This is a genomic window from Micrococcus sp. KRD128 (assembly GCF_017168395.1).
GTDB lineage: Bacteria > Actinomycetota > Actinomycetes > Actinomycetales > Micrococcaceae > Micrococcus > Micrococcus luteus.
Map to the genome: position 1 here is coordinate 37151 of NZ_JABFAX010000006.1, position 21773 is coordinate 58923.

Annotated in this window: 24 protein-coding genes; all 24 read right to left on the reverse strand. The window is 68.2% G+C overall.

Going from position 1 to position 21773, the window contains the following annotated elements; all coding sequences use genetic code 11:
• Nucleotides 1–31: 31 nt before the first annotated feature.
• Nucleotides 32–607 (reverse strand): 50S ribosomal protein L5, encoded by a 576-nt coding sequence (gene rplE / locus J1M44_RS02915; RefSeq protein ID WP_002857492.1) that lies wholly within the window; start codon nt 605–607, stop codon nt 32–34.
• Nucleotides 607–948 (reverse strand): 50S ribosomal protein L24, encoded by a 342-nt coding sequence (gene rplX / locus J1M44_RS02920; RefSeq protein WP_002857489.1) that lies wholly within the window; start codon nt 946–948, stop codon nt 607–609. The genes rplE and rplX overlap by 1 nt, the downstream gene beginning before the upstream one ends.
• A 4-nt stretch (nt 949–952) precedes the next feature.
• Nucleotides 953–1321: a 50S ribosomal protein L14 gene (rplN, locus tag J1M44_RS02925; protein WP_002857487.1), complete on the reverse strand. Its 369-nt coding sequence runs from the start codon at nt 1319–1321 to the stop codon at nt 953–955.
• A 342-nt stretch (nt 1322–1663) separates the two neighbouring features.
• The gene (rpsQ, locus tag J1M44_RS02930; protein ID WP_002857485.1) at nt 1664–1945 is read right to left on the reverse strand and encodes a 30S ribosomal protein S17; all 282 of its coding nucleotides are present in this window, start codon (nt 1943–1945) and stop codon (nt 1664–1666) included.
• On the reverse strand, nt 1942–2211 hold the full coding sequence (rpmC, locus tag J1M44_RS02935) for a 50S ribosomal protein L29 (RefSeq protein ID WP_002857484.1): 270 nt from the start codon (nt 2209–2211) through the stop codon (nt 1942–1944). Before rpmC ends, rpsQ begins: the two co-directional genes overlap by 4 nt.
• A 4-nt stretch (nt 2212–2215) precedes the next feature.
• Nucleotides 2216–2632: a 50S ribosomal protein L16 gene (rplP, locus tag J1M44_RS02940; protein ID WP_002857481.1), complete on the reverse strand. Its 417-nt coding sequence runs from the start codon at nt 2630–2632 to the stop codon at nt 2216–2218.
• Nucleotides 2632–3450: a 30S ribosomal protein S3 gene (gene rpsC, locus J1M44_RS02945; RefSeq protein ID WP_002857479.1), complete on the reverse strand. Its 819-nt coding sequence runs from the start codon at nt 3448–3450 to the stop codon at nt 2632–2634. The genes rplP and rpsC overlap by 1 nt, the downstream gene beginning before the upstream one ends.
• 2 nt (nt 3451–3452) lie before the next feature.
• Nucleotides 3453–3818, reverse strand: a complete 366-nt coding sequence (rplV, locus tag J1M44_RS02950; protein WP_002857477.1) for a 50S ribosomal protein L22 — start codon at nt 3816–3818, stop codon at nt 3453–3455.
• 51 nt (nt 3819–3869) lie between these two features.
• Nucleotides 3870–4151: a 30S ribosomal protein S19 gene (gene rpsS, locus J1M44_RS02955; RefSeq protein ID WP_002857475.1), complete on the reverse strand. Its 282-nt coding sequence runs from the start codon at nt 4149–4151 to the stop codon at nt 3870–3872.
• Nucleotides 4152–4166: 15 nt separating this feature from the next.
• Complete coding sequence (gene rplB / locus J1M44_RS02960; protein WP_002857473.1) at nt 4167–5006, reverse strand: 50S ribosomal protein L2; 840 nt, start codon at nt 5004–5006, stop codon at nt 4167–4169.
• Nucleotides 5007–5043: 37 nt separating this feature from the next.
• Entirely contained in the window at nt 5044–5349 is a 306-nt protein-coding gene (gene rplW / locus J1M44_RS02965; protein ID WP_002857471.1) for a 50S ribosomal protein L23, read from the reverse strand.
• A complete protein-coding gene (rplD, locus tag J1M44_RS02970) occupies nt 5346–5981 on the reverse strand; it encodes a 50S ribosomal protein L4 (RefSeq protein ID WP_002857469.1) in 636 nt (211 codons plus the stop codon). The genes rplW and rplD overlap by 4 nt, the downstream gene beginning before the upstream one ends.
• A gap of 4 nt (nt 5982–5985) precedes the next feature.
• Complete coding sequence (gene rplC, locus J1M44_RS02975; protein ID WP_049160459.1) at nt 5986–6636, reverse strand: 50S ribosomal protein L3; 651 nt, start codon at nt 6634–6636, stop codon at nt 5986–5988.
• A gap of 20 nt (nt 6637–6656) precedes the next feature.
• Entirely contained in the window at nt 6657–6965 is a 309-nt protein-coding gene (gene rpsJ / locus J1M44_RS02980) for a 30S ribosomal protein S10 (RefSeq protein ID WP_002857463.1), read from the reverse strand.
• A 326-nt stretch (nt 6966–7291) separates the two neighbouring features.
• Nucleotides 7292–7759 carry a DUF3817 domain-containing protein gene (locus J1M44_RS02985; RefSeq protein WP_144824760.1) on the reverse strand — a complete coding sequence of 156 codons (468 nt, stop codon included), beginning with the start codon at nt 7757–7759 and terminating at the stop codon, nt 7292–7294.
• On the reverse strand, nt 7756–7896 hold the full coding sequence (locus J1M44_RS02990) for a hypothetical protein (RefSeq protein ID WP_162838057.1): 141 nt from the start codon (nt 7894–7896) through the stop codon (nt 7756–7758). Before J1M44_RS02990 ends, J1M44_RS02985 begins: the two co-directional genes overlap by 4 nt.
• Nucleotides 7897–8023: 127 nt before the next feature.
• Nucleotides 8024–9214: an elongation factor Tu gene (tuf, locus tag J1M44_RS02995; protein WP_002857459.1), complete on the reverse strand. Its 1191-nt coding sequence runs from the start codon at nt 9212–9214 to the stop codon at nt 8024–8026.
• Between the two features lie 281 nt (nt 9215–9495).
• Nucleotides 9496–11610, reverse strand: coding sequence for an elongation factor G (fusA, locus tag J1M44_RS03000; protein ID WP_049161600.1), 2115 nt, complete (start codon nt 11608–11610; stop codon nt 9496–9498).
• 118 nt (nt 11611–11728) lie between these two features.
• Entirely contained in the window at nt 11729–12199 is a 471-nt protein-coding gene (rpsG, locus tag J1M44_RS03005) for a 30S ribosomal protein S7 (protein ID WP_002854788.1), read from the reverse strand.
• Nucleotides 12199–12573, reverse strand: a complete 375-nt coding sequence (rpsL, locus tag J1M44_RS03010) for a 30S ribosomal protein S12 (RefSeq protein WP_002854787.1) — start codon at nt 12571–12573, stop codon at nt 12199–12201. The genes rpsG and rpsL overlap by 1 nt, the downstream gene beginning before the upstream one ends.
• A gap of 309 nt (nt 12574–12882) precedes the next feature.
• Nucleotides 12883–16779 carry a DNA-directed RNA polymerase subunit beta' gene (locus J1M44_RS03015; protein ID WP_144824817.1) on the reverse strand — a complete coding sequence of 1299 codons (3897 nt, stop codon included), beginning with the start codon at nt 16777–16779 and terminating at the stop codon, nt 12883–12885.
• An 82-nt stretch (nt 16780–16861) separates the two neighbouring features.
• Nucleotides 16862–20368 carry a DNA-directed RNA polymerase subunit beta gene (gene rpoB, locus J1M44_RS03020; protein WP_206480513.1) on the reverse strand — a complete coding sequence of 1169 codons (3507 nt, stop codon included), beginning with the start codon at nt 20366–20368 and terminating at the stop codon, nt 16862–16864.
• Nucleotides 20369–20653: 285 nt separating this feature from the next.
• On the reverse strand, nt 20654–21040 hold the full coding sequence (gene rplL / locus J1M44_RS03025; protein ID WP_002854784.1) for a 50S ribosomal protein L7/L12: 387 nt from the start codon (nt 21038–21040) through the stop codon (nt 20654–20656).
• Between the two features lie 69 nt (nt 21041–21109).
• On the reverse strand, nt 21110–21631 hold the full coding sequence (gene rplJ, locus J1M44_RS03030; protein ID WP_002854782.1) for a 50S ribosomal protein L10: 522 nt from the start codon (nt 21629–21631) through the stop codon (nt 21110–21112).
• Between the last annotated feature and the right edge of the window lie 142 nt (nt 21632–21773).

A 21773-nucleotide genomic window follows, 5' to 3' on the forward strand; every position in this document is an offset into this window, starting at 1 on the left:
TCACCGGTGGAGGACCTGTGGCGTGGAGGTCTTACTGGTCGGTCTTGAACGGGAAGCCCAGCGCCTTCAGCAGCGCGCGGCCCTCGTCGTCGTTCTTGGCGGTCGTCACCACGGTGATGTCCATGCCGCGCACGCGGTCGATCTTGTCCTGATCGATCTCGTGGAACACGGTCTGCTCGGACAGGCCGAAGGTGTAGTTGCCGTTGCCGTCGAACTGGCGGTCGGACAGGCCGCGGAAGTCACGGATGCGCGGCAGCGCGAGCGTGACCAGGCGGTCCAGGAACTCCCACATGCGATCGCCACGGAGGGTGGCGTGCGTGCCGATGGGCATGCCCTCACGCAGCTTGAACTGCGCGATGGACTTGCGGGCCTTGGTGATCATCGGCTTCTGGCCGGTGATGGCGGTGAGGTCGGTGACCGCGCCGTCGATGATCTTGGAGTCCTTGGCGGCCTCGCCGACGCCCATGTTGACGACGACCTTCACGAGGCCCGGCACCTGCATGACGTTCCCGTACTGGAACTGCTCCTGCAGGGCGCCGCGGATCTCCTCGCGGTACTTGGTCTTCAGACGCGGGGTGACCTTCTCGGTCTGCTGCACCTCGGTCATCACAGCTCCTTCCCCGAGGCCTTGGCGAAGCGGACCTTCACGGTCTTGCTCACGCCGTCCTTCTCGACGGTCTCGAAGCGGTAGCCCACACGGGTCGGCTTCTTGGTCTCCGGGTCCACCACGGCCACGTTCGAGATGTGGATCGGGGCCTCGACGACCTGCAGGCCGCCCTCGGTGGAACCGTTGTTGTCCTGGCCGGCGCGCAGGTGCTTGGTCACGCGGTTCACGCCCTCGACGAGCACGCGCTCATCCGTCGGGAACACGCGCAGGACCTTGCCCTGCTTGCCCTTGTCCTTGCCACTGATGACCTGGACGAGGTCGTCCTTCTTGATCTTGGCCATGAGGTCAGATCACCTCCGGGGCGAGCGACACGATCTTCATGAACTTCTTGTCACGCAGCTCGCGACCCACGGGGCCGAAGATGCGCGTGCCACGGGGCTCGCCGTCGGTCTTCAGGATGACCGCCGCGTTCTCGTCGAACTTGATGTACGAGCCGTCGGGACGGCGGGACTGCTTGCGGGTGCGGACCACCACGGCCTTGACGACGTCGCCCTTCTTGACGTTGCCGCCGGGGATGGCGTCCTTCACGGTGGCGACGATGGTGTCGCCGATGCCTGCGTAGCGGCGTCCGGAACCGCCGAGAACACGGATGGTCAGGATTTCCTTCGCACCGGTGTTGTCGGCGACCTTGAGCCGCGACTCCTGCTGGATCACTTGTCTCTCCTAGCGTCGCGCCGGTTCTCCCCCACGATGGGCGAGCCTTGCGGAACGGTTGAACGGGCATCCCGGGACGCTTACCCCTCCCCCGAGGCGGGCCGCCCGCCGTCGTCCCCCGGCGACGCGTGTTCAGACAGCGTCGGGGAGGTCGAGAGCGGAGGGGCGCGCAGGGCAGGGCCGAGGCGGATCCGGGATCGGTGTGCGCGGCCCTCGGCACACAGGATGGATGGTCCTGCCAACGAGAGGGCGCACGAATATCAGAGTCTAACGCACAAGGCCGCCCCGTGCCAGTGCACGGGGCGGCCCTCTGCGTCGCCGACCCTCAGGGGGCCGGGTCGATCACTTGGCGCGCTCGACGACCTCCACCAGGCGCCACCGCTTGGAGGCGGACAGCGGGCGGGTCTCGGCGATGCGGACGCGGTCACCCACGCCGGCGGTGTTGTCCTCGTCGTGCGCCTTCACGCGCTTCGAGGTCTTCATCACCTTGCCGTAGAGCGAGTGCTTCTTGCGGTCCTGGACCTCGACGACGATGGTCTTGTCCATCTTGTCGGACACGACGATGCCACGGAGGGCCTTGCGGTAGCCGCGCTCCTCGGAGACGGCCGGGGTCTGCTCGGTCACTTGGCAGCCTCCTCGTTCTTCTCGGCCTGCGCCTCGGCGGCGACATCGCCGCGGATGCCCAGCTCGCGCTCGCGCAGGATCGTGTAGATGCGCGCGATGTCACGCTTGACGGACTTCAGCCGGCTGGCGTTGTCCAGCTGGCCGGTGGCGGCCTGGAAGCGCAGGTTGAACAGCTCCTCCTTGGAGGACTTCAGGGCCTCCAGCAGGCGGGCGTTGTCCATCCCGTCCAGGGACTCGACGTTCAGATCCTTGGTGCCGATCGCCATGGGATCACTCACCACCCTCTCGACGGATGATACGGGCCTTCAGCGGCAGCTTGTGGATGGCCAGGCGGAGCGCCTCACGGGCGACGTCCTCCGTGACACCCGACAGCTCGAAGAGCACGCGTCCGGGCTTGACGTTGGCGACCCACCACTCCGGCGAGCCCTTGCCGGAGCCCATGCGGGTCTCGGCGGGCTTCTTGGTGATGGGACGGTCCGGGTAGATGTTGATCCAGACCTTGCCGCCACGCTTGATGTAGCGGGTCATGGCGATACGGGCGGCCTCGATCTGACGGTTGGTCACATAGGCCGGCGTGAGCGCCTGGATGCCCCACTCGCCGAACGTCACGGTGGTGCCGCCCTTGGCGGCGCCGGAACGCTTGGGGTGGTGCTGCTTGCGGTGCTTGACGCGACGGGGGATCAGCATCAGGCGTTGCCTCCTTCAGCGGGAGCGGCGGCCGGGGTCTCGGCGCCGGCGCCGGCGTTCTCCTGGCGGGGAGCACGCTCGGCGCGATCGTTGCGACGACGACGCTCGCCGCCGCCACGGCGCTCGCCGCCACGGCCACGGCCGGAGGGCTGAGCGGCCTCCTTGGCCGCGAGCTCCTTGGCGGTCAGGTCGCCCTTGTAGATCCAGACCTTCACGCCGATGCGGCCGAAGGTGGTCTTGGCCTCGAACTTGCCGAAGTCGATGTTCGCGCGGAGGGTGTGCAGCGGCACGCGACCCTCGCGGTAGAACTCCGAGCGGCTCATCTCGGCGCCGCCGAGGCGGCCGGAGCACTGGATGCGGATGCCCTGCGCGCCGGCGCGCATGGCGGACTGGATCGCCTTCTTCATCGCACGGCGGAACGCCACGCGGGAGGCGAGCTGCTCGGCCACACCCTGCGCAACCAGCTGGGCATCGGTCTCGGGGTTCTTGACCTCGAGGATGTTCAGCTGGATCTGCTTGCCGGTGAGCTTCTCGAGCTCACCGCGGATGCGGTCGGCCTCGGCGCCGCGGCGGCCGATCACGATGCCCGGACGCGCGGTGTGGATGTCCACGCGCACGCGGTCACGGGTGCGCTCGATCTCCACCTTGGAGATGCCGGCGCGCTCCATGCCGGTGGTCATCAGCTCGCGGATCTTGACGTCCTCCTTGAGGAAGTCAGCGTAGCGCTGGCCCTCCTTGTGGGAGTCCGCGAACCAGTGCGAGACGTGGTCGGTGGTGATGCCGAGGCGGAACCCGTTGGGGTTGATCTTCTGTCCCATTGTCAGTTCCCACCCTTCTCGTCCTTGGACGCGACGACCACGGTCACGTGGCTCGTGCGCTTGTTGATGCGGTACGCGCGGCCCTGAGCACGGGGCTGGAACCGCTTCATGGTCGGGCCCTCGTCCACGAAGGCCTCGGTGATGTAGAGGGCGTCCTCGTCGAAGGCCTGGCCCTCGCGGTCCGCCTTGACACGGGCGTTCGCCACCGCGGAGGTCACCAGCTTGTACACCGGCTCCGAAGCACCCTGCTGGGCGAACTTCAGGATGGCCAGTGCTTCGGTGGCCTGCTTGCCACGGACCAGGTCGACGACGCGCCGGGCCTTCATCGGCGTCACGCGCAGGTGGCGCGCAATTGCCTTGGCTTCCATTGCTTCTCTCTTTCGATTCTCGAGAAGGTCAAGCGTGCTGTGCCCTCAGGCTCAGCGACGCTTGCCCTTCTTGTCGTCCTTCACGTGGCCGCGGTAGGTCCGGGTCGGGGCGAACTCGCCCAGCTTGTGACCCACCATGGACTCGGTGACGAACACCGGGACGTGCTTGCGTCCGTCGTGGACCGCGATGGTGTGACCCAGCATGTCCGGGATGATCATCGACCGGCGGGACCAGGTCTTGATGACGTTCTTGCTGCCCTTCTCGTTCTCGGCCAGAACCTTCAGGTAGAGGTGCTGATCGACGAAGGGGCCCTTCTTCAGGCTGCGAGGCATGTCTTCCCTGCTCCCTTATCGCTTGTTCTTGCCGGTACGACGGCGACGCACGATGAGCTTGTCGCTTTCCTTGTTCGGACGACGCGTGCGGCCCTCGGGCTTGCCGTTCCGGTTGACGGGGTGACGACCGCCGGAGGTCTTGCCCTCGCCACCGCCGTGCGGGTGGTCGACCGGGTTCATGACGACACCGCGGACGGTCGGGCGCACGCCCTTCCAGCGCATGCGGCCGGCCTTGCCCCAGTTGATGTTCGACTGCTCGGCGTTGCCGACCTCGCCGATCGTGGCGCGGCAGCGCACGTCGACGTTGCGGATCTCCCCGGAGGGCAGGCGCAGCTGGGCGTACTTGCCCTCGCGGGCGACCAGCTGCACGGAGGCGCCGGCGGAGCGGGCCATCTTGGCGCCGCCGCCGGGGCGCAGCTCCACCGCGTGGATGGTGGTGCCCACGGGGATGTTGCGCAGCGGCAGGTTGTTGCCGGGCTTGATGTCGGCGTTCGGGCCGGCCTCGACCACGTCGCCCTGCTTCAGCTTGGCCGGGGCCAGGATGTAGCGCTTGGCGCCGTCCGCGTAGTGCAGCAGCGCGATGCGGGCGGTGCGGTTCGGGTCGTACTCGATGTGCGCGACGGTGGCGGGCACGCCGTCCTTGTCGTGGCGACGGAAGTCGACCAGGCGGTACTGGCGCTTGTGGCCGCCGCCCTTGTGACGGGTGGTGATGCGACCGGTGTTGTTGCGGCCGCCGGTCTTGTGCAGCGGACGGAGAAGGGACTTCTCCGGCGTGGACCGGGTGATCTCTGCGAAGTCGGCCACGGACGAGCCGCGCAGGCCCGGGGTGGTCGGCTTGTACTTACGGATAGCCATGTGTCAGTTCCTCGATTAAGTGGTCTCCGCACGCCGATCAGGCGAGCGGACCTCCGAAGATGTCGATGGTCCCGTCCTTGAGCGTGACGATGGCACGCTTGGTGGACTTGCGCTGGCCCCACCCGAAGCGGGTGCGACGGCGCTTGCCGGAACGGTTCAGGGTGTTGACCGAGGCCACGTCGACGTTGAAGATGCGCTCCACCGCCTGCTTGATCTCGGACTTGTTGGAGCGGGGGTCGACCAGGAAGGTGTACTTGCCCTCGTCGATCAGACCGTAGCTCTTCTCCGACACGACGGGAGCGATGATCACGTCGCGGGGATCCTTGTTGATGGAGCCGCTCACTGGGCATCCTCCTTCTTGGCGCCGGAAGCCTGGGCCACGTACGCCTCGTAGGCCGCCTGGGTGAACACGACGTCGTCGGAGACGAGCACGTCGTAGGTGTTCAGCTGGTCGGCGTACAGGGTGTGGACCGCAGGCAGGTTGCGGGCGGACAGGGCGGCGACGTCGTCGGCCCGGTCGATCACCAGCAGCACGTTCTTGCGGCCGGTGTTCAGGGACGCGAGGCCCGCCTTGGCGGCCTTGGTGGACGGGGTGGTCCCGGACACGAGGGCCTCGATGACGTGGACGCGGCCGTTGCGGGCGCGGTCCGACAGGGCACCGCGCAGGGCGGCGGCCTTCATCTTCTTGGGGGTCCGCTGCGAGTAGTCGCGCGGGGTGGGGCCGTGGACGACGCCACCGCCGGTCATGTGCGGGGCCCGGATGGAGCCCTGACGGGCGCGGCCGGTGCCCTTCTGCTTGAACGGCTTGCGACCGGCACCGGACACCTCGCCGCGGCGCTTCGTCTTGTGCGTGCCCTGGCGGGCGGCGGCGAGCTGGGCGACGACGACCTGGTGCATGAGCGGCACGTTGGACTGCACGTCGAAGAGCTCGACGGGCAGATCGACCTGGATGGTCTTCACGGAGTTCTCAGCCATGGTCTCAGGCTCCCTTCACGGCGCTGCGGACGAGCACGACCTGGCCCTTGGAGCCGGGCACCGCGCCCTTGATCAGCAGGAGGTTGTTCTCCACGTCGATGCCGTGGAGGGTCAGGTTCATGGTGGTCTGGCGCACGGCGCCCATGCGACCGGGCATGCGCTGGCCCTTGAACACGCGGCCGGGGGTGGACGCGCCGCCCACGGAGCCGGGCTTGCGGTGGTTCTTGTGCGCACCGTGCGAGGCGCCCACACCGGCGAAGCCGTGGCGCTTCATGGCGCCGGCGAAGCCCTTGCCCTTGGTGGTGCCCACGACGTCGACCTTCTGGCCGGCCTCGAAGACCTCCACGGTCACGTCCTGGCCGAGCGCGTACTCGGCGGCGTCGGCGGTGCGCAGCTCGACGAGGTGGCGACGCGGGGTCACGCCGGCCTTCTCGAAGTGACCGGCCAGGGGCTTGGTCACGCGGCGGGGATCGATCTGGCCGTAGGCGATCTGCACGGCGGTGTAGCCGTCGGTCTCCTCGGAGCGCAGCTGGGTGACGACGTTCGGGTCTGCCTTGACCACGGTCACGGGGATGAGCTTGTTGTCCTCATCCCAGACCTGGGTCATGCCGAGCTTCGTGCCCAGCAGGCCCTTGATGTTCTGGGTGTTGGTCATAGTCTCTCAGCACCTCCCTCTCAGAGCTTGATCTCGATGTTGACGTCCGCGGGCAGGTCCAGTCGCATGAGCGAGTCGACGGCCTTCGGGGTCGGGTCGATGATGTCGATGAGCCGCTTGTGGGTGCGCATCTCGAAATGCTCGCGGCTGTCCTTGTACTTGTGGGGAGAACGGATAACGCAGTACACGTTCTTCTCCGTCGGCAGCGGCACGGGGCCGACCACCGTCGCGCCTGCGCGCGTGACCGTGTCAACGATCTTGCGGGCCGACACGTCGATGACCTCGTGGTCGTACGACTTCAGCCGGATGCGGATCTTCTGTCCCGCCATGGCGTCACGCCTCTCTCGTCGGGTGTGCTGTTCCTGTCCCTGTGCGGCGGATCGGGTCCGCCTTCTTGTCCTCCACCCGCGCGGGGCGAATCCGGTCGGACCGGGTTCCTCGCCGCCGCCGGACTCCGGTCCACGCGGTCGGGCGTGTCGCATTCCTGGGAGGGCACACGCCTGCGGCGGGTCGGAGTGGTGACGTCACATCTGGGCCGAGCTGCCGCCGCGAGACACACGACGACAGCGCAATGGCGCTTGAGCAACCGAATCAGTATAGACAGAACCGGGCCCGGTCCGCCAATCGGCGGACCGGGCCCGGCGGTCACCAGGGCTCAGCGGCCCCACTCGGTGGGCGGGCCGGCGTTGAGCAGCAGCGCGAAGACGACGGCGACCACGGCGACCGCCACCAGCGCGCTGACCACCGGATGACGCAGCACCACGACGAGGAGCCGTTCGAGGGGCCTCCGCTCCCCCGGCGCACGGTCCACGACCTGCCACCGCGGGGCCGGCTCGCCGCGCCGCCGCTGGGCCCGCTCGAACGGGACCGTCATGAACGGGACGATCGTCGAGCCGAGGCCGAGGAGCCCGCGGGTCACCGACCATCGCCCGTCGATCCACACGGCGACCGTCACCACGAGGTAGCAGAGGAACACGAAGCCGTGGACGCCGCCGGCGACCGGCACTACCCGCTCCGTGACTCCGCCGTACTTGAGGCCCATGGCGATCAGCAGGCCGGCCCAGGTGAACATCTCGGCCATCGCCGTGACGGCGAACAGGCGGCGCGGGCTGGGCAGGTTCATCGCTCCAGCTCCCCACCGCGGTTCGCGCGCCGGATGCGCCGGGCACGGTCGATCTCGGGACGGAAGGTCCGCAGCGCCCAGCGCACGGCCACGGCGGCCACGGCGAGCACCACGATGAGGATGAGCAGTTCAGGCATGTCCTCAGCCTAGCGGCCGCCGCCGCGCCGTCGTCGGACACGGCGACGCCCCCGCCTCCGGGAGACCCGGAGACGGGGGCGTCGCGCGTCAGCGGCTCAACAGAGCCACGAGACGGGATGCGTCAGATCACTTGGTGATCTTGGTGACGCGGCCGGAGCCCACGGTGCGGCCACCCTCGCGGATGGCGAAGCCGAGGCCCTCCTCCATGGCGATCGGCTGGATGAGCTCGACCGACATCTCGGTGGTGTCGCCGGGCATGACCATCTCGGTGCCCTCGGGCAGCGTGATGACGCCGGTGACGTCGGTGGTGCGGAAGTAGAACTGCGGGCGGTAGTTCGAGTAGAACGGGTTGTGACGCCCACCCTCGTCCTTGGACAGGATGTAGACGTTCGCCTCGAAGTTGGTGTGCGGGGTGATGGAACCCGGCGCCACCACGACCTGGCCGCGCTCGACGTCGTCGCGCTTCAGACCGCGCAGCAGCAGACCGCAGTTCTCGCCGGCCCAGGCCTCGTCGAGCTGCTTGTGGAACATCTCGATGCCGGTGACGGTGGTCTTCTGCACGTCGCGGATGCCGACGATCTCGACCTCGGAGTTGATCTTCAGGGTGCCGCGCTCGGCGCGACCGGTCACCACGGTGCCACGGCCGGTGATGGTGAAGACGTCCTCGATCGGCATCAGGAACGGCTTGTCCTTGTCGCGGACCGGGTCCGGGATGAACTCGTCCACGGCATCCATGAGGTCCTCGACGGACTTGACCCACTGGGGGTCGCCCTCGAGGGCCTTCAGACCGGAGGTGCGGATGACCGGGGCGTCGTCGCCGTCGAACTCCTGGGAGGACAGCAGCTCGCGGACCTCCATCTCGACGAGCTCGAGGAGCTCCTCGTCCTCGACCATGTCCGACTTGTTCAGGGCCACGAGCAGGGCCGGCACGCCGACCTGGCGGGCCAGGAGCACGTGCTCGCGGGTCTGGGCCATCGGGCCGTCGGTGGCGGCGACCACGAGGATCGCACCGTCCATCTGAGCGGCGCCGGTGATCATGTTCTTGATGTAGTCGGCGTGACCGGGGGCGTCCACGTGGGCGTAGTGACGCTTCTCGGTCTGGTACTCCACGTGGGAGATGTTGATGGTGATGCCGCGCTGACGCTCCTCGGGGGCGGAGTCGATCGTCGCGAAGTCACGGGCCTCATTCAGGTCCGGGTACTTGTCGTACAGGACCTTCGAGATGGCGGCGGTCAGCGTGGTCTTGCCGTGGTCAACGTGGCCGATGGTGCCGATGTTGACGTGCGGCTTCGTCCGCTCGAACTTTGCCTTTGCCACTAGTTCCTCCTAAGAACTGGTTCATCGTCAAGAAGACTGCTCAGCCGCCTGGGACGTGCTGACAACTTGACTGAGTCTACTCGGATGGTACGGGGTTGGGGAAATCCCGGCCTCACGAGGGCCAGTCCGGTTCCAGGCCGTCGGGACCGCCGAGAGCGGACCGGACCTGACCCGTCCTGATCGCGGACCGCCGCGCCGGGGAGGGCGGTCCGGTCGCCCCGGGTCGGCCGCCGCTGCGGCGGCCGACCCGGGGCAGGTCGTTCAGAGCAGGTGACCTGCGGTCACTCGCCCTGGGACTTCTGGACGATCTCGTCCGCCACGGCCTTGGGGACCTCGGCGTAGGAGTGGAAGGTCATCGAATACACCGCGCGGCCCTGCGTCTTGGAGCGCAGGTCGCCGATGTAGCCGAACATCTCCGAGAGCGGCACGAGGGCGTTGACCACCTTCACGCCGGTCGCGTCCTCCATGGACTGGATCTGGCCGCGGCGGGAGTTCAGGTCGCCGATGACGTCGCCCATGAACTCCTCGGGGGTGCGGACCTCCACGGCCATCAGCGGCTCGAGGATGATCGGGTTGGCCTTGCGGACACCCTCCTTGAAGGCCTGGGAGCCGGCGATCTTGAACGCCATCTCCGAGGAGTCGACGTCGTGGTACGCACCGTCGAGCAGGGTGGCCTTCACGCCGACCATCGGGTAGCCGGCCAGCACGCCGAACTGCATGGCGTCCTGGATGCCCGCGTCCACCGAGGGGATGTACTCGCGGGGCACGCGACCGCCGGTGACGGCGTTCTCGAACTCGTAGACCTCGCCCTCGGCGGTGTCCAGGGGCTCGAAGGACAGCTGCACCTTGGCGAACTGGCCGGAGCCGCCGGTCTGCTTCTTGTGCGTGTAGTCGACCTTGTCGACCTTGCGCTTGATGGTCTCGCGGTACGCGACCTGGGGCTTGCCCACGTTGGCCTCGACCTTGAACTCGCGCTTCATGCGGTCCACGAACACGTCCAGGTGGAGCTCGCCCATGCCGCCGATCTCGGTCTGACCGGTCTCCTCGTTGAGGTTCACGCGGAACGTGGGGTCCTCGGCGACGAGCTTCTGGATGGCGGTGGACAGCTTCTCCTGGTCACCCTTGGTCTTCGGCTCGATGGCCACGGAGATCACGGGCTCCGGGAAGGTCATCGACTCGAGGATGATCGGGTTCGCGGGATCGCACAGGGTGTCGCCCGTGGTGGTGTCCTTGAGGCCGATCACGGCGTAGATGTGGCCGGCGACCACCTCGTCCACCGGGTTCTCCTTGTTGGCGTGCATCTGGAACAGCTTGCCGATGCGCTCCTTCTTGCCCTTGGTGGCGTTGAGGATCTGCGCGCCGGACTCCAGGCGGCCGGAGTACACGCGGATGAAGGTCAGCGTGCCGAAGAAGGGGTGCGTGGCGATCTTGAAGGCCAGGGCCGAGAACGGGGCCTCCTTCGACGCCTCGCGCTCCAGCACCTGCTCCTCGTCGTTCACGGCGTGGCCCTTGACGGCGCCGGCGTCCAGCGGGTTCGGCAGGTAGGCGACCACGGCGTCCAGCATCGGCTGCACGCCACGGTTCTTGAACGCGGAGCCGCAGAACACCGGGTAGGCCTCGGCGTTCACGGTCAGCTGGCGCACGCCGGCCTGGATCTCCTCGACGGTGAGCTCCTCGCCCTCGAGGTACTTCTCCATGAGCTCCTCGGAGCTCTCGGCGACGGCCTCGACGAGCTGGTTGCGGTACTCCTCGGCCTTCTCCTGGAGCTCGGCGGGGATCTCGCGGGTCTCGTAGGAGGCGCCCATGGTGACGTCGCCCTTGGCGTCGCCCGGCCACACGAAGGCCTTCATGGAGATCAGGTCGACGACGCCCACGAAGTCGTTCTCGGCGCCGATCGGCAGCTGCATCACGAGCGGACGCGCGCCGAGGCGCTTCACGATGGTGTCGACGGTGAAGTAGAAGTCCGCGCCCAGCTTGTCCATCTTGTTGACGAAGCAGATGCGGGGGACGTCGTACTTGTCCGCCTGGCGCCACACGGTCTCCGACTGGGGCTCCACGCCCTCCTTGCCGTCGAACACGGCGACGGCGCCGTCGAGCACGCGCAGCGAGCGCTCCACCTCGACCGTGAAGTCCACGTGGCCGGGGGTGTCGATGATGTTGATCTGGTGGTCGTTCCAGAAGCAGGTCACCGCGGCGGAGGTGATGGTGATGCCGCGCTCCTTCTCCTGCTCCATCCAGTCCGTCGTCGCGCCGCCGTCGTGGGTCTCGCCCAGCTTGTGGTTGACACCCGTGTAGAACAGGATGCGCTCGGTGGTGGTGGTCTTGCCGGCATCGATGTGGGCCATGATGCCGATGTTGCGGACCTTGTGCAGGTCGGTCAGCACGTCCTGTGCCACGGTGTCTCCCTTGGTCGGGTGGAATGGGGGGCTCGTGAGGTGGATGCGGTGGGTGGCCCGTCCGAAGAGGACGCACCTGCGGCCCGAGGCGCGGATCGCGCGCCCCGGGCCACACGGATCACCAGCGGTAGTGGGCGAAGGCCTTGTTGGCCTCGGCCATCTTGTGGGTGTCCTCGCGACGCTTCACGGCGCCGCCCAGGCCGTTCGAGGCGTCCAGGATCTCGTTCATCAGACGCTCGGTCATGGTCTTCTCACGGCGGGCCTTGGAGAAGCCGACCAGCCAGCGCAGGGCCAGGGCCGTGGAGCGGCCCGGCTTGACCTCGACGGGCACCTGGTAGGTGGCGCCGCCGACGCGGCGGGAGCGCACCTCGAGGGCCGGCTTGATGTTGTCCATGGCCTTCTTGAGGGTGGCCACGGGATCGGCGCCGTTCTTGGCACGGGCGCCCTCGAGCGCACCGTACACGATGCGCTCGGCGGTGGACTTCTTGCCGTCGATGAGCACCTTGTTGATCAGCTGCGTGACCAGCGGGGAGCCGTAGACGGGATCGACGACGAGGGGGCGCTTCGGCGCAGGACCCTTACGAGGCATTACTTCTTCTCCTTCTTGGCGCCGTAGCGGGAGCGGGCCTGGCCGCGGTTCTTCACGCCCTGGGTGTCGAGGGCGCCGCGCACGATCTTGTAGCGCACGCCGGGCAGGTCCTTCACACGACCGCCGCGGACGAGCACGATCGAGTGCTCCTGCAGGTTGTGGCCCTCGCCGGGGATGTAGGCGGTGACCTCGATGCCGCCGTTCAGGCGCACACGGGCGACCTTGCGCAGCGCCGAGTTCGGCTTCTTGGGCGTGGTGGTGTACACGCGGGTGCACACGCCACGACGCATGGGGTTCCCCTGCAGCGCAGGGGCCTTCGTATTGACGACCTTGGGTGAGCGGCCCTTGCGGACCAGCTGCTGAATCGTAGGCACTCTTCAGCCTTCCTGTGTTTCGGTGATCGCTGACGTGATCGACCGGCGCCCGGGGCGCCGGCTGCTCGTTCCTCTGCTCTGCCTCTCCCTGGGGGCTCGCAACGAGCAGACGTCCGCAGGCGTGCAAAAGTGTGGCATCTGCCGCGCAATGACCCCGCGACCCGGACAGCGTCCAATTTGCCACACGAAAAACAATCCTTGACAGCATAGCACGCCCCGGCGTCATCGACGAGCCGGCCCCGCACGGCCAAGGGGCCCGCCCCTCCCCCGCGTGAGCGGAGGAGCAGCGGGCCCCCTGGGGGACGCGGATCAGGCGCGGAAGTCGCCCCCGCGGCCGTAGTCGTCCAGCGAGACGGCGTGGAAGTCGTTCTCGCCGAGCGACTGGTCCAGGCCCGGGTAGTCGAAGTCCGCGAACCCGGCCGGCGAGGCGAACAGGTTGGCCTTCGCCTCCTCCGTCGGCTCCACGACGATCTTCGTGTAGCGATCCAGGCCGGTGCCGGCCGGGATCAGCTTGCCGATGATCACGTTCTCCTTCAGGCCCAGCAGCGGGTCGGACTTGCCCTCCATGGCCGCCTGCGTCAGGACGCGGGTCGTCTCCTGGAAGGACGCGGCCGACAGCCACGAGTCCGTGGCCAGCGAGGCCTTCGTGATGCCCATCAGCTCGTCGCGGCCGGAGGCCGGCTGGCGGCCCTCGGCGACGGCGGCGCGATTGGCGGCCACGAAGCGCGCCCGGTCCGTGAGCTCACCCGGCAGCAGGTCGGTGTCACCGGACTCGATGACGGTGATGCGACGCAGCATCTGCCGGACGATGACCTCCACGTGCTTGTCGTGGATGCCCACGCCCTGGGACTGGTACACGTTCTGCACCTCGTCCACGAGGAACCGCTGCGCGGCCCGCGGGCCGAGCACGCGCAGGACCTGCTTCGGGTCCACGGCGCCGGCCACGAGCTGCGTGCCCACCGGCACGTGCTCGCCGTCCGCCACGAGGATGCGTGCACGGCGCAGCACCGGGTAGGCGATCTCCTCGGAGCCGTCGTCCGGGGTGAGCAGCAGGCGCACGGACGCCTCGGTGTCCTCGATGGTCACGCGGCCGGCGACCTCGGAGATCGGGGCGACGCCCTTCGGGGTGCGGGCCTCGAAGAGCTCCTGGATGCGGGGCAGACCCTGCGTGATGTCGTCGGCCGAGGCCACACCGCCGGTGTGGAACGTGCGCATGGTGAGCTGGGTGCCCGGCTCACCGATCGACTGGGCCGCGATGATGCCGACGGCCTCGCCGATGTCCACCAGCTGGCCGGTGGCCATCGAGCGGCCGTAGCACTTCGCGCAGGTGCCCACGGCGGACTCGCAGGTCAGGACCGAGCGGACCTTGATCTCCGTGACGCCGGCGGCCACCAGCTCGCCGATCAGCACGTCGCCCACGTCCGCGCCGGCCGAGGCCAGCACCGTGCCGTCCTCGCCCGTGACGTCCTGGGCCAGCGTGCGGGCGAAGGCCGAGTTCTCGACCTGCTCGTGGGCCACCAGCTCGCCGTCGGCGTTCGGCGCGGCGATCGTCACGGACAGGCCGCGCTCGGTGCCGCAGTCATCCTCGCGGACGATGACGTCCTGGGACACATCGACGAGACGACGGGTCAGGTAGCCCGAGTTCGCGGTCTTCAGCGCGGTGTCCGCGAGGCCCTTGCGGGCACCGTGGGTGGCGGAGAAGTACTCGAGCACGGACAGGCCCTCGCGGTACGAGGACTTGATCGGACGCGGGATGATCTCACCCTTCGGGTTGGCCACCAGGCCGCGGATGCCCGCGATCTGGCGCACCTGGAGCCAGTTGCCTCGCGCACCGGAGGACACCATGCGGTTGATGGTGTTGAGCTCCGGCAGGCCGTCCTTCATGGCCGCGGCGACCTCGTCGGTGGCCTTGTTCCAGATGTCGATCAGCTCGGAGCGACGCTCGTCGTCCGCGATCAGGCCCTTGTCGTACTGCTGCTGCACGCGCTGGGCCTGCTCCTCGTAGCCCTCCATGATGGCGGCCTTGTCGAAGTCGGAGGTGATGTCCGAGATCGCCACGGTCACACCCGACCAGGTGCCCCAGTGGAAGCCGGCGTCCTTGAGGTTGTCCAGCGTCTGCGCGGTGACGACCATCGGGTAGCGCTCGGCCAGGTCGTTGACCAGCTGACCGAGGGTGCCCTTGGTCGCCTGCTTGTCCAGCCACGGGTAGTCGTCCGGCAGCAGCTCGTTGAACAGCACCTTGCCCAGGGTGGTCTCGATGAGGGCGATCTCGCCCTCGGACCAGCCCTCGGGGGCAGGCACGGCCGCCGACGGCACGAAGCCCTCGACGCCGATCCGTGCGGGCGCGTTCAGGTGCAGGTCGCCGCCGTCGAACGCCATGATGGCCTCGGCGACGGTCGCGTACAGGTTGCCCGCGCCGACCTCGTCCGGACGCACCGTGGTGAGGTGGTTCAGGCCGATGATCATGTCCTGGGCCGGCACGGCGACCGCGCGGCCGTCCGAGGGCTTCAGGATGTTGTGGCTCGAGAGCATGAGCAGGCGCGCCTCAGCCTGGGCCTCCGGCGACAGGGGCAGGTGGACCGCCATCTGGTCGCCGTCGAAGTCCGCGTTGAACGCGGAGCAGACCAGCGGGTGCAGCTGCAGGGCCTTGCCCTCCACGAGCTGCGGCTCGAAGGCCTGGATGCCCAGACGGTGCAGGGTGGGGGCGCGGTTCAGCAGGACCGGGTGCTCGGTGATGACCTCCTCGAGCACGTCCCAGACCTGCGGACGGAAGCGCTCCACCATGCGCTTGGCGGACTTGATGTTCTGCGCGTGGTTCAGGTCCACGAGACGCTTCATCACGAACGGCTTGAACAGCTCCAGCGCCATCTGCTTGGGCAGGCCGCACTGGTGCAGCTTGAGCTGGGGGCCCACCACGATGACCGAGCGGCCCGAGTAGTCCACGCGCTTGCCGAGCAGGTTCTGACGGAAGCGGCCCTGCTTGCCCTTGAGCATGTCGGAGAGCGACTTGAGCGGGCGGTTGCCCGGGCCGGTCACCGGCCGGCCGCGGCGGCCGTTGTCGAACAGCGAGTCCACGGCCTCCTGCAGCATGCGCTTCTCGTTGTTGACGATGATCTCGGGCGCGCCGAGGTCGAGCAGCCGCTTCAGGCGGTTGTTGCGGTTGATCACGCGACGGTACAGGTCGTTGAGGTCGGAGGTCGCGAAGCGGCCGCCGTCCAGCTGCACCATCGGACGCAGCTCCGGCGGGATCACCGGGACGGCGTCCAGGACCATGCCCTCGGGCGAGTTGTCCGTGGTCAGGAACGCGTTGACGACCTTCAGGCGCTTCAAGGCGCGGGTCTTGCGCTGGCCCTTGCCCGTCTTGATGGTCTCACGCAGCATCTCGGACTCGGCCTCGAGGTCGAAGGTCTGCAGGCGACGCTGGATCGCCTCCGCGCCCATCGAGCCCTCGAAGTACTGGCCGTACTTGTCCCGCATGGCCCGGTACAGGCCCTCGTCACCCTCGAGGTCGGCGACCTTGAGGTTCTTGAAGCGGTCCCAGACCTGCTCCTTGCGGTCCAGCTCCGCGTCCGCGCGCTTGCGGATCTGCCCCATGGTCTTGTCCGCGGCGTCGCGGGCCTTCTTCTTCTCGGCGGCCTTGGCGCCCTCGGACTCCAGCTTGGCCAGGTCCTTCTCGAGGTCGGCGGCCACCGCGGCGATGTCGGAGTCGCGCTGGTCGGCCAGGACACGGGTCTCCTGGTCGTACTCGGCCTGGAGGTTGGCCAGGTCGCGGTGCCGGGCCTCCTCGTCCACCGAGGTGATCATGTAGGCCGCGAAGTAGATGACCTTCTCGAGGTCCTTCGGCGCCAGGTCCAGCAGGTAGCCCAGGCGCGAGGGCACGCCCTTGAAGTACCAGATGTGGGTGACCGGCGCGGCGAGCTCGATGTGGCCCATGCGGTCGCGGCGCACCTTCGAGCGGGTCACCTCGACGCCGCAGCGCTCGCAGATGATGCCCTTGAAGCGCACGCGCTTGTACTTGCCGCACGCGCACTCCCAGTCGCGGGTGGGGCCGAAGATCTTCTCGCAGAAGAGTCCGTCCTTCTCCGGCTTCAGGGTGCGGTAGTTGATGGTCTCCGGCTTCTTGACCTCGCCGTAGGACCAGCGGCGGATGTCCTCCGCCGTGGCCAGGCCGATGCGCATCAGGCCGAAAGAGTTGTCAGTGGACATGCTGTTCACGCTCATGCTCCGGTGAACTCCCTTGGTTCAGTGGTTCTCAGGTGACGTCTTGTGGATGCGGATCGGGCCCGGCTCAGACTTCCTCCACCGAGCTCGGCTCGGCGTGGGAGAGGTCGATGCCCAGCTCCTCGGCGGCGCGGTAGACCTCGTCCTCCGCGTCACGCATCTCGATGGCCTGGCCGTCGGCGGAGAGGACCTCCACGTTCAGGCAGAGGGACTGCATCTCCTTGATGAGCACCTTGAAGGACTCGGGAACACCCGGCTCCGGGATGTTCTCGCCCTTGACGATGGCCTCGTAGACCTTCACGCGGCCGTGGATGTCGTCCGACTTGATGGTCAGCAGCTCCTGGAGGGTGAACGCCGCGCCGTACGCCTCGAGCGCCCACACCTCCATCTCGCCGAAGCGCTGGCCGCCGAACTGGGCCTTACCGCCCAGCGGCTGCTGCGTGATCATCGAGTACGGGCCCGTGGAACGGGCGTGGATCTTGTCGTCCACCAGGTGGTGCAGCTTGAGCATGTACATGTAGCCCACGGACACCGGGTCCGGGAACGGCTCGCCGGTGCGGCCGTCGAACAGCTGCGCCTTGCCGCTGTCGCTCATGAGACGGTCGCCGTCGCGGGTCACGTTCACGTGGCCGAGCAGGCCCGTGATCTCGTACGCCTCGGCGCCGTCGAACACCGGGGTGGCCACGTTGACCGGACCGGACTGGCGCGGGAAGTTCGGCAGGTCCTTGATCCACTCCGGCTCGCCCTGGATGTCCCAGCCGCGCGAGGCGGCCCAGCCCAGGTGCAGCTCCATGACCTGGCCGAGGTTCATGCGGCCGGGGACGCCGAGCGGGTTCAGCACGATGTCCACCGGGGTGCCGTCCGCCAGGAACGGCATGTCCTCCAGCGGCAGGATCTTCGAGATGACGCCCTTGTTGCCGTGGCGGCCGGCCATCTTGTCGCCGTCGGTGATCTTGCGCTTCTGCGCCACGTAGACGCGCACCAGCTGGTTCACGCCCGGGGGCAGGTCGTCGTCCTCGTCGCGGTCGAAGATGCGCACGCCGATGACGGTGCCGGACTCGCCGTGCGGCACCTTCAGGGACGTGTCGCGGACCTCGCGGGACTTCTCGCCGAAGATCGCGCGCAGCAGGCGCTCCTCCGGGGTCAGCTCGGTCTCGCCCTTCGGGGTCACGCGGCCGATCAGGATGTCGCCGGCCTCCACCTCCGCGCCGATGTGGATGATGCCGCGCTCGTCGAGCTGCGACAGCACCTCCTCGGACACGTTGGGGATGTCGCGCGTGATCTCCTCGGCGCCCAGCTTGGTGTCGCGGGCGTCGACCTCGTGCTCCTCGATGTGGATCGAGGTGAGGACGTCCTCCGAGACCATGCGCTGGGACAGGATGATCGCGTCCTCGTAGTTTAGGCCCTCCCAGGGCATGAACGCGACGAGGAGGTTCTTGCCGAGCGCGAGCTCGCCGTTGTCCGTGGCGGGACCGTCGGCGATGATGCTCAGCGGCTCCACCCGCTCGCCCTCGGACACGCGCACGCGCTGGTTGTAGGCGTTGCCCTGGTTCGAGCGGGCGAACTTCATGATCGGGTAGTGCGTGGTGGTGCCGTCGTCGTTCATGACGGTCACCAGGTCCGCGGCCACCTCGGTCACGACGCCGCCCTGGGTGGCCGTCACGGAGTCGCCCGCGTCCACGGCCACGTACTTCTCCATGCCGGTGCCCACGTAGGGGGCCTCGGAGCGGAGCAGCGGCACGGCCTGACGCTGCATGTTCGCGCCCATGAGCGCGCGGTTGGCGTCGTCGTGCTCGAGGAACGGGATGAGGGCGGTGGCCGCCGACACCATCTGGCGCGGGGACACGTCCATGTAGTCGATCTCGTCCACGGTCGAGAGCACGGGCTCGCCGTCGCCGCCGCGCTGGCGGCAGAGCACGAGCTCCTCCACGAACCGGCCGTCCTCGTCCACCGGGGCGTTCGCCTGGGCGATCTGGAAGGCCAGCTCGTCGTCGGCGGTCAGGTAGTCCACGGTGTCCGTGACCCGGCCGTCGACCACGCGGCGGTACGGGGTCTCGATGAAGCCGAAGGAGTTGATCCGGCCGAAGGTCGCCAGCGAGCCGATGAGGCCGATGTTCGGGCCTTCCGGGGTCTCGATGGGGCACATGCGGCCGTAGTGCGACGGGTGGACGTCACGGACCTCCATGCCGGCACGGTCGCGGGACAGGCCGCCCGGGCCGAGCGCGGACAGGCGGCGCTTGTGCGTCAGGCCGGCCAACGGGTTGTTCTGATCCATGAACTGGGACAGCTGCGAGGTGCCGAAGAACTCCTTGATCGCCGCCACCACGGGGCGGATGTTGATCAGGGTCTGCGGGGTGATCGCCTCGACGTCCTGGGTGGTCATGCGCTCGCGCACGACGCGCTCCATGCGGGACAGGCCGGTGCGGATCTGGTTCTCGATCAGCTCGCCCACCGCGCGGATGCGACGGTTGCCGAAGTGGTCGATGTCGTCGATCTCCACGCGCACGTCCACCGGCTCGCCGTCGCGCGTGCCCTTGATGGCGGTCTCGCCGGCGTGCAGCGCGGCGATGAAGTGCACCATCTGGACGATGTCGTCCTCGGTGAGCACGGACGCGTTGGGGTCGCCGAGGTGCACGTCCACGCCGAGCTTGCGGTTGAGCTTGTAGCGGCCCACCTTGGCGAGGTCGTAGCGCTTCGGGGTGAAGTACAGGTTGTTCAGCAGCGACTGCGCGGCGTCGACGGCGGCCGGCTCGCCCGGGCGCAGCTTGCGGTAGATGTCGAGCAGGGCCTCGTCCTGGTCCGCGGTGCCGTCCTTCTCGAGGGTGGCGCGGATGGAGTCGTAGTGTCCGAACTCCTCCAGGATGCGGGACTCGGTCCAGCCCATGGCCTTGAGCAGCACCGTCACGGGCTGCTTGCGCTTGCGATCGAGGCGGACGCCGACCTGGTCGCGCTTGTCCACCTCGAGCTCGAACCAGGCGCCGCGCGAGGGGATGATCTTCGCCGAGAAGATCTCCTTGTCCGAGGTCTTGTCGGGAGTGCGCTCGAAGTAGGCGCCCGGGGAGCGGACCAGCTGGGAGACGACGACGCGCTCGGTGCCGTTGATGATGAACGTGCCGTTGCGGGTCATCAGCGGGAAGTCGCCCATGAAGACGGTCTGCTGCTTGATCTCGCCGGTCGTGTTGTTCATGAACTCGGCCTTGACGTACAGCGGGGCGGAGAAGGTCGCGTCGCGATCCTTGCACTCCTCCTCCGTCATCTTCGCGTCGGCGAACTCCGGCTCGGCGAAGGACAGGGACATGGTGCCCTGGAAGTCCTCGATCGGGGAGATCTCCTCGAAGATGTCCGTCAGTCCCGAGGTGACGGGCACGGAGTGGTCGTCGGCGGCCAGGGCGGCGTCGACGCGCGCGGCCCACCGCTCATTGCCGATCAGGCGGTCGAACGACTCGGTCTGCAGCGCCAGCAGGTCCGGCACGTCCAGCGGCTCGGAGATCTTGGCGAAGGAGACGCGTCCGGCGGAGGCGCCGGATCGCGGGGAGACGGTAGCGGTTTCGTTGGAGGTGCTCGAGGCGACCACGTAGGATCCTTCCACAGGCCTTCTGGGTTCCGTTCGCTCCCCTGCCGCGAGACGGCGGCGCCGGCCCACCGCTATATGAAGGCCGTGCGGAACCGTGCGGGCCACGGCGGGACGCGGGGTCCTGCGGGCGGCACGGAACAGGGGAGATGCAAAGATCCATCCTATCCGCGCCCGTCGCCCCTGTCCAGCCGCGGGTGCGTGACCTGGGACGCCACGAGGCCCCCGGTCCGCAGTGCGGGTCCGGGGGCCTCGTGAGGAAGCGTGATGCGGCTCAGGCCGCGATCATCACTTGAGGGTGACGGTGGCGCCGGCGCCCTCGAGCTGCTCCTTGGCCTTCTCGGCGGCCTCCTTGTTGACGCCCTCGAGGACGGGCTTGGGAGCGCCGTCCACCAGGTCCTTGGCCTCCTTCAGGCCGAGGGAGGTGAGGGCGCGCACCTCCTTGATGACGCCGATCTTCTTGTCGCCGGCGGCCTCGAGGATGACGTCGAACTCGTCCTTCTCCTCGGCGGCGGCCTCGGCACCACCGGCGGCACCGCCGGCGGCGGCCACGGCCACGGGGGCGGCGGCGGTGACGTCGAACTTCTCCTCGAACGCCTTGATGAACTCGGACAGCTCGATGAGGGTCAGCTCCTCGAACGCGGCGAGCAGCTCTTCGGTGGTCAGCTTGGCCATGATGGCTCCTTTACGGGTACGTCTTGACTACGTGTGAAGTGGTGGGCCGTGCAGCCCGGGGCGGACTGCTCAGGCAGCCTCGCCCTGCGCGGCGCGCAGCGCCTCGACCGTGCGGACGGTCTTGGACAGCGGCGCCTGGAACAGGGCGGCAGCCTTGGACATGCTGCCCTTCATCGCGCCGGCGAACTTGGCCAGCAGCACCTCGCGGGACTCGAGGTCCGCGAGCTTCTTGATGCCGGCCTCGTCCAGGGGCTGGCCATCCATGTAGCCGCCCTTGAGCACGAGCTTCTCGTGATCCTTGGCAAAGTCACGCAGGGCCTTCGCGACGTTGACCGGGTCCCCGGTCACGAACGCGATCGCGGTGGGACCGGACAGGTGAGCCTCGAGGCCCTCCAGACCGGCGTCCTTGGCCGCGATCTCGGCCAGCGTGTTCTTCGCCACGGCGTAGGTCGCGTCCTGACGGATGGAGTCACGCAGCTGCTTGAGCTCCGTCACCGTCAGGCCACGGTATTCCGTCAGAACAGCAGCGCTGGACTCACGGAACAGGTCCGTGAGCTCAGCCACCGCCGACTCCTTCGCGGACGTCGCCATGGCACTCCTCTCGATGATGCGTGGGAACCGCCACCCCGAGACGAGAAAACGCCCCGTGCAGATGCACGGGGCGCGGCAGGAGCATCGACGCGATCGGACCCGGAGGATCGACGAGCGGATGCGAGCGTGGCTCACGTTCACC